Source organism: Mycolicibacter senuensis (genome assembly GCF_002101885.1).
In the GTDB taxonomy this organism is placed as follows: domain Bacteria; phylum Actinomycetota; class Actinomycetes; order Mycobacteriales; family Mycobacteriaceae; genus Mycobacterium; species Mycobacterium senuense.
Map to the genome: position 1 here is coordinate 1 of NZ_LQPS01000011.1, position 9,282 is coordinate 9,282.

The window sequence follows — 9,282 nt, forward strand, 5'->3', positions numbered from 1 at the left end:
GGCCACGGAGTCGGGAACCCAGTCGGCATTGCAACCTCCTAATCAGAGACGTTGCATTGACCGTATGAATCTGCCCGGCAGATCTCGCAGTGGATGCACGCTCGGCGCCGAGGACGCTGCAACTAGGCCCGAGTCACCCAGGTGGTGATGTCGGCGTGCACCACCTCGGCCCCGTCGCGGTCGGTGACGCTGACCGGCACCGTGACTTCCACGCCGTCGGTGATGGCCTCGAAGTCCGGGATGTCCGGCGGGTCGAGCCTGGCGGTGGCCCGCAACGACGTCGTCGCCTTGGCCAGGTAGGCCACGTTCATCGACTTGGGGATCCAGCGATGGCTGCGTGGCACCGTGGCCTCCATCAGCATCCCCATCGCCACCTCGGCGGCGTTGCAGGAAGCGATCGCATGCACGGTGCGCAGGTGGTTGTAGATGAACGGCCACTTCGGCACCAGTACCTCGGCCAATCCGGGCTCCATCCGGACGACGTGCGGCAGCACCGACGCGAAGTAAGGAACCCTGACCATCGCCGCGGCCGAGAACAGCCGGGTGCCGCCGGGGAGGCCCGCCAGCCGGCGCCAGGCCTGATATGTACTGGTAGATCCGGTCATGGCGAGCCATCTTACCGGCAAGTAAGATAGCTCGCGTGGCGGCTCCGTCGACGCGGGGCCGGGAGGCCGGCGCCGATGTGCCCGGGTCGATGCCGCGGTTCCAGCTTCGCCTCTCCTTCGTCGAGTCTCGCTAAACCGCGGGGATTTGGCCGCTGACCCGATCTGGGGCATACTGTTCAGGTTCGCCTGCGCCGGGGTTGCCCTGGCCGGGCATACGACCAGCGCCCACCCGGGCGCGTCCGGTCCCAAACTCGCGGCACGGAGTTTTTTCACCGTGAACGAGGCCGTGTGCGGGCGACACGCCCGACCGCGGGGACCGGTGGACCAGGACAGGTAAACAGCGGCGGCAGCGCCCAGCGCAGATGTCGGCACAGAGCCGACGGGCCTGAAAAGGCGGCAATGCGTGCGGGCGCGAAGGGTTCGAAAGACGGACCCCTTTGCAGGAGTGAGGTAGCAGAAGCGTGGCGGGACAAAAGATCCGCATCAGGCTCAAGGCCTACGACCATGAGGCTATTGACGCCTCGGCGCGCAAAATCGTCGAGACCGTCACCCGCACCGGTGCGTCCGTGGTGGGCCCGGTGCCGCTGCCGACCGAGAAGAACGTGTATTGCGTCATCCGGTCCCCGCACAAGTACAAGGACTCGCGGGAGCACTTCGAGATGCGCACCCACAAGAGGCTGATCGACATCCTCGATCCCACGCCGAAGACCGTTGACGCCCTGATGCGCATCGATCTGCCGGCCAGCGTCGACGTCAACATCCAGTAGGAGCCACGAGAAACCATGGCACGTAAAGGTCTTTTGGGTACCAAGCTGGGCATGACGCAGGTGTTCGACGAGAACAACAAGGTCGTGCCGGTCACGGTCGTCAAGGCCGGGCCCAATGTGGTGACCCGCATCCGCACCCCCGAGCGCGACGGCTATTCCGCCGTACAGCTCGCCTACGGCGAGATCAGCCCACGCAAGATCAACAAGCCGCTGACCGGGCAGTACGCGGCGGCCGGGGTCAACCCCCGCCGGCACCTGGCCGAGTTGCGCCTCGACGACGTCGAGGCTGCCGCGACCTACGAGGTCGGCCAGGAGCTGACCGCCGAGATCTTCGCCGACGGCGCCTACGTCGACGTGACCGGCACCTCCAAGGGCAAGGGCTACGCCGGCACCATGAAGCGGCACGGCTTTGCCGGTCAGGGCGCCGGCCACGGCACTCAGGCAGTGCACCGCCGGCCGGGTTCGATCGGCGGTTGCTCAACCCCGGGCCGGGTGTTCAAGGGCACCCGGATGTCCGGCCGGATGGGTAATGACCGTGTCACCACCCAGAACCTGGTGGTGCACAAGGTGGACGCCGAAAACGGCGTGCTGCTGATCAAAGGCGCCATTCCGGGACGCAACGGTGGACTGGTCCTGGTCCGCAGCGCGATCAAAAAGGGTGAGAAGTAATGGCTGGCATCACGATTGACGTCAAGACCCCGGACGGCAAGAAGAGCGGCTCGGTCGAGCTGCCCGCCGAGCTGTTCGACGCTCCCGCCAACATCGCGCTCATGCACCAGGTGGTGATCGCGCAGCTGGCTGCGGGCCGTCAGGGTACGCACTCGACCAAGACCCGCGGTGAGGTTCGCGGCGGTGGCCGTAAGCCGTACCGGCAGAAGGGCACCGGCCGGGCCCGGCAGGGTTCGACCCGGGCGCCGCAGTTCGCCGGTGGTGGCGTGGTGCACGGTCCCAAGCCGCGCGACTACAGCCAGCGCACCCCGAAGAAGATGATCGCCGCCGCACTGCGTGGCGCGTTGTCGGACCGGGCCCGCAACGGCCGCATCCACGCGGTCACCGAGCTGGTGAGCGGACAGACCCCGTCGACCAAGAACGCCAAGGCTTTCCTGGGCACGATCACCGACCGCAAGCAGGTGCTCGTGGTCATCGGCCGGGCCGATGAGACGGGCGCCCGCAGCGTGCGCAACCTGCCGGGTGTGCACATCCTGTCCCCGGACCAGCTCAACACCCACGATGTGCTGCGTGCCGACGACGTGGTGTTCAGCGTCGAGGCCCTCAACGCCTACATCTCCGGCAGTGCGGCGCACAACCAGGATCAGGAGGTTTCGGCCTGATGGCGACCGTCAGCGACCCCCGCGACATCATCCTCGCGCCGGTCATCTCCGAGAAGTCCTACGGGCTGATCGAGGAGAACACCTACACATTCGTCGTGCACCCCGACTCGAACAAGACGCAGATCAAGATCGCGATAGAGAAGATCTTCTCCGTCAAGGTCGCGTCGGTGAACACCGCGAACCGGCCGGGCAAGCGCAAGCGGTCCCGGGCCGGCTACGGCAAGCGCAAGGACACCAAGCGCGCCATCGTGACCCTGGCGCCCGGCAGCAAGCCGATCGACCTGTTCGCCGCACCGGCCTGACCGGAGTGAAAGAGAGACCTAACTGACATGGGAATCCGCAAGTACAAGCCGACGACCCCCGGTCGTCGCGGTGCCAGCGTCTCCGATTTCGCCGAGCTCACCCGCTCTCACCCGGAGAAGTCGCTGGTCCGGCCGCTGCACGGCCGCGGCGGGCGTAACGCCCACGGCCGGATCACCACCCGGCACAAGGGCGGTGGCCACAAGCGTGCCTACCGGGTGATCGACTTCCGTCGCCACGACAAGGACGGCGTCAACGCCAAGGTCGCGCACATCGAGTACGACCCGAACCGCACGGCACGGATTGCACTGCTTCATTATCTCGACGGCGAGAAGCGCTACATCCTCGCCCCGCAGGGCCTGTCGCAGGGCGACGTGGTGGAGTCGGGCGCCAACGCCGACATCAAGCCGGGCAACAGCCTGCCACTGCGCAACATCCCGGCAGGCACCCTGGTGCACGCCGTCGAGCTGCGCCCGGGCGGTGGCGCCAAGCTGGCCCGCTCGGCCGGATCCAGCATCCAGCTGCTGGGCAAGGAAGGCAGTTACGCCTCGCTGCGGATGCCCTCCGGTGAGATCCGCCGGGTCGACGTGCGCTGCCGCGCCACCGTCGGCGAGGTGGGCAACGCCGAACAGGCCAACATCAACTGGGGTAAAGCCGGCCGGATGCGGTGGAAGGGCAAGCGCCCCTCCGTCCGTGGTGTGGTGATGAACCCGGTGGACCACCCGCACGGTGGTGGTGAGGGCAAGACCTCCGGTGGCCGGCACCCGGTCAGCCCGTGGGGTAAGCCGGAGGGTCGCACCCGCCGGCCGAACAAGCCCAGCGACAAGCTCATCGTCCGACGCCGGCGCACCGGCAAGAAGCGCTAGGAAGCGGAGGGAAAGCGATGCCACGCAGCCTCAAGAAGGGTCCGTTCGTCGACGGCCATCTGCTCAAGAAGGTCGACGTCCAGAACGAGAAGAACACCAAGCAGGTCATCAAGACCTGGTCTCGTCGGTCGACGATCATCCCCGACTTCATCGGGCACACGTTCGCCGTTCACGACGGCCGCAAGCACGTCCCGGTATTCGTCACCGAGTCGATGGTCGGGCACAAGCTCGGCGAGTTCGCCCCGACGCGCACCTTCAAGGGACACATCAAGGACGATCGGAAGGCTAAGCGCCGGTGAGCGTAACGACTGAATTTCCGTCCGCTGTCGCCAAGGCCCGCTTCGTGCGGGTGTCGGCCAGCAAGGCGCGCCGGGTGATCGACCTGGTGCGCGGCAAGTCGGTGTCTGAGGCACTGGACATCCTGCGCTGGGCGCCGCAGCAGGCCAGCCTGCCGGTGGCCAAGGTCATCGCCAGCGCGGCGGCCAACGCCGAGAACAACAACGGCCTGGACCCGTCCACCCTGGTGGTGGCGACCGTCTACGCCGACGAGGGCCCGACCGCCAAGCGGATCAAGCCGCGCGCCCAGGGGCGTGCCTACCGGATCCGCCGGCGCACCAGCCACATCACCGTCGTGGTGGAGAGCCGGCCGGCCAAGGGCGGTCCGGCGCAGTCCGCCGGTGCCACCCGGGCGCGTCGTGCGCAGGCCAGCAAGGCCGCCTCCGAGAAGACGGATGCAAAGGCGGGCGCGAAGGCCACGGCGAAGGCGACCGCGAAGGCGCCGGCCAAGAAGGCACCGGCGGCCAAGGCAACCGAGGAAGCGGCGGCGAAGAAGGCGCCCGCCAAGAAGGCGGCAACGAAGAAGGCGCCTGAGACGTCCGACGCGAAGGAGGGCTCGGAGTAATGGGCCAGAAGATCAACCCGCACGGCTTCCGGCTGGGCATCACCACCGACTGGAAGTCGCGGTGGTACGCCGACAAGCAGTACGCGGACTACGTCAAGGAGGACGTGGCGATCCGCCGGCTGCTGTCGAGCGGCCTGGAGCGCGCCGGTATCGCCGACGTCGAGATCGAGCGCACCCGCGATCGGGTCCGGGTGGACATCCACACCGCCCGGCCGGGCATCGTCATCGGCCGCCGCGGCACCGAGGCCGACCGCATTCGTGCCGACCTGGAGAAGCTGACCGGCAAGCAGGTGCAGCTGAACATCCTCGAGGTGAAGAACCCCGAGTCGACCGCGCAGCTGGTGGCCCAGGGTGTGGCCGAGCAGCTGAGCAACCGCGTGGCGTTCCGCCGCGCGATGCGCAAGGCGATCCAGTCGGCGATGCGCCAGCCCAACGTCAAGGGCATCCGGGTGCAGTGCTCGGGCCGCCTCGGCGGCGCCGAGATGAGCCGCTCGGAGTTCTACCGCGAGGGCCGGGTGCCGCTGCACACGCTGCGCGCCGACATCGACTACGGTCTCTACGAGGCCAAGACCACCTTCGGCCGGATCGGCGTGAAGGTCTGGATCTACAAGGGCGACGTCGTCGGCGGCAAGCGCGAGCTGGCCGCTGCCGCACCGTCGGCCGACCGTCCCCGCCGGGAGCGGCCGTCGGGCACCCGCCCGCGCCGCAGCGGCGCCTCGGGTACCACTGCGACCAGCACCGACGCCGGGCGGGCCGCCGAGACCACCGAGAGCACCGCTGCTGCCGAACCGGCCGGCGAGGGCCAGGGAAGCGCTGCGGCCGCGGAGCCGCAGCCAACGCAGAGCACGGAGAGCTGAGTCATGTTGATTCCCCGCAAGGTCAGGCACCGCAAGCAGCATCACCCGAAACAGCGCGGTCTCGCCAGTGGCGGCACCGCGGTGACGTTCGGTGACTACGGCATCCAGGCACTGGAGCACGCCTACGTCACCAACCGGCAGATCGAGTCGGCGCGTATCGCCATCAACCGGCACATCAAGCGTGGCGGCAAGGTGTGGATCAACATCTTCCCGGACCGTCCGCTGACCAAGAAGCCCGCCGAGACCCGCATGGGTTCGGGTAAGGGCTCGCCGGAGTGGTGGGTCGCCAACGTCAAGCCGGGCCGGGTGCTGTTCGAGCTGAGCTACCCCAACGAGGCCATCGCCCGCGCCGCACTGACCCGGGCGATCCACAAGCTGCCGATCAAGGCGCGCATCGTCACCCGAGAGGAGCAGTTCTGATGGCAGTGGGAGTTACCGCCGGCGAACTGCGCGAGCTCAATGCCGACGAGCTCGTCGAGCGGCTGCGCGAATCCAAAGAGGAGCTGTTCAACCTGCGTTTCCAGATGGCGACCGGGCAGCTCAGCAACAACCGTCGGCTCCGCACGGTGCGCCACCAGATCGCGCGCATCTACACCGTGTTGCGCGAACGGGAACTGGGCCTGACGTCCGGTCCCGATGGTTCTGAAGGCGAGGCATCGTAATGGCACAGGCTGCAAAGGCTAACGCCACGGAGAAGGGCCCCAAGCACACTCCGCGCACGGAGAAGCCGCGGGGCCGCCGCAAGACCCAGATTGGTTACGTGGTCAGCGACAAGATGGAGAAGACCATCGTCGTCGAGCTGGAAGACCGGATGAAGCACCCGCTCTACGGCAAGATCATCCGGACCACCAAGAAGGTCAAGGCGCACGACGAGAACAACACGGCCGGCATCGGCGACCGGGTGTCGCTGATGGAGACCCGCCCGCTGTCGGCCACCAAGCGCTGGCGGCTGGTCGAGATCCTCGAGAAGGCCAAATAAGAGCCGGCCTTCCGGTCACGCCGGCAGCTTGACCCGCGCGAGCGGTTGCTGCGCGGTGGGGCCGAGCGGCACCTGCAGCGGCTCCTGGCCGTCCAACTCCCGGGCGGGCACGGCCAGCGTCCGGCGCCTGGGCGTCGGCAGGCTGGTCCGCAGCGCCGTCAACTGCCGGCCGTTGAGGCGGTTCAATCCGGCCCACATGTTCCGGCGCAGCCGATCGGCGGTGTGGTAACGAACCAACACCGACACCTCGGTGTGGTTGTTCTGCGTTGTCAGCCGGACGGTCACGGCCGTGGTGTCGGCCGCGCGCAGCCAGAGCTGTTCCAGATTCGCCGTGGTGATGTCGCGCGGCGACATCCAGAAGGTGGCCGCGTACTGCCTGGGTCCCTTGCGTTGCTTCTGCTTCAGCCGGCGCCGTCGCCGACGGATCCGGGTGGGCTGGAGCCCGGCCAGCACCGTCGCGTCGACCCGGCCGAACTCCGCTGCCGGCAATACCCGAGTGACGATGTGTCGCTCCTGCAGGGTCTGCGCGAGCCGCTCGGTGGCCGCCGCCAGCGTCGCCGCCACCGAGTCGCGTACCGCCACCGCTTCGGCGTTGCGCATCGGATCCATGCGCAGGATCAGCCAGGTGTCGCGGGGGGCGGCGGTGTCCGAGACGGCCGGGGCCTGCTGGTCATCGGCCGGGCCGGTGTCGGTGTCGCCGTCGGCAGCGGTGTCGCACGTTCGCACCGAGACGATGTCGATGCCGTCAAGCCGTACGTCGAACTGCCGCAGTGCGGCGGCGACCAGACCGGCCGGCAGCGCGCCCAGCGGCTGGTGCCGGCGGCCGTGGCGGCCCGAAGTGGCTGCCGGTGGTGGCGCCACGGCGATCACGGTGACCAGCTGCCCCCCGTGCTCGCGCAGGCCGACCACATCGTGGCTGTAGCGGCGGCGGTGATCGAAGCCGGGTGTACAGCCCTCATTGAGAAACGTTGCGGGATTGGCAAACCGGTCCAATACCCGCGCCAGCAGTATCGACGTCAGCGGGACCCGGCGGTGGGTGATCAGCGCGGCCGCCGTCACCGCTACCGCGAGCCCGACGCCCGGCCACCAGGCGCGAGCCGGCGACCCGAGCTCGGTGGGCCAATGGCCGGCGAGCCGCAGAATCGCGAGATCGATGAGGAACACCGTCGTGACGCGCAGCCAGGACAGATTCAGTCCAAAGCTATGCTGCGCCTTCACTGTTGCGCCTGCTTCATGACCCCCCCGACGATTGTCCGGAATTTACGCGGTGACCGGGTTTCCCGATCTGAGCGCGGGCCAAACATCCCAGGCCCCCGTCGCTGAAGGCCTGGGATGCCGGGCCGGCCGGGCAACGAACTCCTGCTCAGAAGCCCAGGAAGCTCAACGGATCGAGCATGCCCGCGATATCGGTGGCGTCCCCGGCGGCGTCCGCTGCACCGCTCGCTGCCGCGTCGGCAGCACCGCCGGCCACATCGGCTGCCGCGCCGCCGGCCGCGTCGGCGGCATCTCCGGCGGCATCGGCCCCCAACGAGGCCACCCCGCTGAATGCATCACCCGGGTCGAGCAGTCCGGCCGCATCGAAATCGGTGGGGATATCGAAGTCGCCGAACGGCGTCACCAGGGTGTCGGTGATCGAGTTGGCGGCGCCCTCCGCTCCGGGGACGTCGGTGTAGATGTTCGCGAAACCGTTGCCGAAGTTCATGACGTCATAGACCGTGCCGACGGTGGGAAGGTCCGAGGCCGAGGCGCCACTGGCCGGATCAACGTCGGTGATCGTGAACTGCGTGTTGTGGATACCTCCGAACAGGTTCGTGACGTTCTCGCTGGCGGTGACGTTGCCGAGGTCGGTGGCGTCGGTCCCGCTTCCGCTGGTGATGTCGAACGACTGATCGCCTTCGGCGACCTGGAACAGTGGCGGGGCGCTGAACAGCGGGCTGAGCGGGGTGAACCCCTCCGAGCCGTCGGCCTGCACGGGGTTGAAAGTGGTGTCACCGATGGTGAAGCCGTCGCCGTTGACCGGCGACAAGCCACCGGTGTCGCCGAGCGGCAGCGAGCTGGTTGGGTCCGGTGTGCCCGCCGCGGGTGTCAGCGCGCCGAGGCCGCCGGGCTCAGGAGCGTTCACGTCCGGGCTGAGCGTGCCGATGTCGCCGAGCGGCGCCGTGCCGCCGGTTCCCGCCGTGCCGCTAGTCAGGCCGACCGGTATCGCGGTGCTGCCGACGTCGCCCGCGGCACCGACACCGTTGTCGGCCAGAGCGATCGTCGCGGGCAGGAATGTGGTCGTGAGTAGACCGGCGGTGGCCCCACCGACCGATAATATGATCCGACGATTCATTTCGGTGCGTTCCTTCCGTCTTTGATGTCCCGGGCATGAGCTCACCTTTGAACTCGCCCGGGCGCCGGGTGAACATCGCCAATCGCCCGGCATCCGCGCGCAGCGGACCGCGACGCGAACGCGGCACATCAATAATGTTGGGCGACAACGCATGTCTGGACACTTGGGACGCTGACTGATCCCCCCTCGGTATCCTCGTCAGACGCTAACGTGTCTCGCCCGCGGCCACCACCCCTGTCAGCGGATACTTCAACAGTTAATCTCAATCTAGTGTCCTGAGTCATTAATTCATACGCTCTTGTTAGCATGGGTGATGCCATCGCCGCATGCCGCCAAGATCGTCC

Annotated in this window: 14 protein-coding genes; 11 read left to right on the forward strand and 3 right to left on the reverse strand. The window is 67.9% G+C overall.

The window, feature by feature from the left end; translation table 11 throughout:
• Window positions 1-122: 122 nt before the first annotated feature.
• The gene (locus tag AWC24_RS01645) at window positions 123-605 is read right to left on the reverse strand and encodes a hotdog fold domain-containing protein (protein ID WP_085081774.1); all 483 of its coding nucleotides are present in this window, start codon (window positions 603-605) and stop codon (window positions 123-125) included.
• A gap of 461 nt (window positions 606-1,066) precedes the next feature.
• Here AWC24_RS01645 and rpsJ point away from each other — a divergent pair, with 461 nt between their 5' ends.
• From rpsJ to rpsQ, 11 genes are read left to right on the forward strand one after another with little or no spacing between them, the layout of a single operon-like run.
• On the forward strand, window positions 1,067-1,372 hold the full coding sequence (gene rpsJ / locus AWC24_RS01650) for a 30S ribosomal protein S10 (RefSeq protein WP_003883485.1): 306 nt from the start codon (window positions 1,067-1,069) through the stop codon (window positions 1,370-1,372).
• A 15-nt stretch (window positions 1,373-1,387) separates the two neighbouring features.
• Window positions 1,388-2,041, forward strand: a complete 654-nt coding sequence (rplC, locus tag AWC24_RS01655; protein ID WP_085081775.1) for a 50S ribosomal protein L3 — start codon at window positions 1,388-1,390, stop codon at window positions 2,039-2,041.
• On the forward strand, window positions 2,041-2,703 hold the full coding sequence (gene rplD, locus AWC24_RS01660; protein WP_085081776.1) for a 50S ribosomal protein L4: 663 nt from the start codon (window positions 2,041-2,043) through the stop codon (window positions 2,701-2,703). The genes rplC and rplD overlap by 1 nt, the downstream gene beginning before the upstream one ends.
• Window positions 2,703-3,005 carry a 50S ribosomal protein L23 gene (gene rplW / locus AWC24_RS01665; RefSeq protein ID WP_085081777.1) on the forward strand — a complete coding sequence of 101 codons (303 nt, stop codon included), beginning with the start codon at window positions 2,703-2,705 and terminating at the stop codon, window positions 3,003-3,005. The genes rplD and rplW overlap by 1 nt, the downstream gene beginning before the upstream one ends.
• Window positions 3,006-3,032: 27 nt before the next feature.
• A complete protein-coding gene (gene rplB, locus AWC24_RS01670) occupies window positions 3,033-3,869 on the forward strand; it encodes a 50S ribosomal protein L2 (protein WP_013830261.1) in 837 nt (278 codons plus the stop codon).
• Between the two features lie 17 nt (window positions 3,870-3,886).
• Window positions 3,887-4,168, forward strand: coding sequence for a 30S ribosomal protein S19 (rpsS, locus tag AWC24_RS01675; RefSeq protein WP_066951921.1), 282 nt, complete (start codon window positions 3,887-3,889; stop codon window positions 4,166-4,168).
• Window positions 4,165-4,770 carry a 50S ribosomal protein L22 gene (gene rplV, locus AWC24_RS01680; RefSeq protein ID WP_085081778.1) on the forward strand — a complete coding sequence of 202 codons (606 nt, stop codon included), beginning with the start codon at window positions 4,165-4,167 and terminating at the stop codon, window positions 4,768-4,770. Before rpsS ends, rplV begins: the two co-directional genes overlap by 4 nt.
• Window positions 4,770-5,627 carry a 30S ribosomal protein S3 gene (gene rpsC / locus AWC24_RS01685; RefSeq protein ID WP_085081779.1) on the forward strand — a complete coding sequence of 286 codons (858 nt, stop codon included), beginning with the start codon at window positions 4,770-4,772 and terminating at the stop codon, window positions 5,625-5,627. Before rplV ends, rpsC begins: the two co-directional genes overlap by 1 nt.
• Before the next feature lie 3 nt (window positions 5,628-5,630).
• Window positions 5,631-6,047 (forward strand): 50S ribosomal protein L16, encoded by a 417-nt coding sequence (gene rplP, locus AWC24_RS01690; protein ID WP_085081780.1) that lies wholly within the window; start codon window positions 5,631-5,633, stop codon window positions 6,045-6,047.
• Complete coding sequence (gene rpmC, locus AWC24_RS01695; RefSeq protein ID WP_085081781.1) at window positions 6,047-6,289, forward strand: 50S ribosomal protein L29; 243 nt, start codon at window positions 6,047-6,049, stop codon at window positions 6,287-6,289. The genes rplP and rpmC overlap by 1 nt, the downstream gene beginning before the upstream one ends.
• Entirely contained in the window at window positions 6,289-6,606 is a 318-nt protein-coding gene (gene rpsQ, locus AWC24_RS01700; RefSeq protein WP_085081782.1) for a 30S ribosomal protein S17, read from the forward strand. The genes rpmC and rpsQ overlap by 1 nt, the downstream gene beginning before the upstream one ends.
• 15 nt (window positions 6,607-6,621) lie before the next feature.
• Here rpsQ and eccE read toward each other — a convergent pair whose 3' ends face one another.
• Together eccE and AWC24_RS01710 are read right to left on the reverse strand one after the other, a co-directional pair.
• The gene (eccE, locus tag AWC24_RS01705) at window positions 6,622-7,824 is read right to left on the reverse strand and encodes a type VII secretion protein EccE (RefSeq protein WP_085081783.1); all 1,203 of its coding nucleotides are present in this window, start codon (window positions 7,822-7,824) and stop codon (window positions 6,622-6,624) included.
• Window positions 7,825-7,969: 145 nt separating this feature from the next.
• Window positions 7,970-8,938, reverse strand: coding sequence for a hypothetical protein (locus tag AWC24_RS01710; protein ID WP_085081784.1), 969 nt, complete (start codon window positions 8,936-8,938; stop codon window positions 7,970-7,972).
• Window positions 8,939-9,282 lie beyond the last annotated feature (344 nt).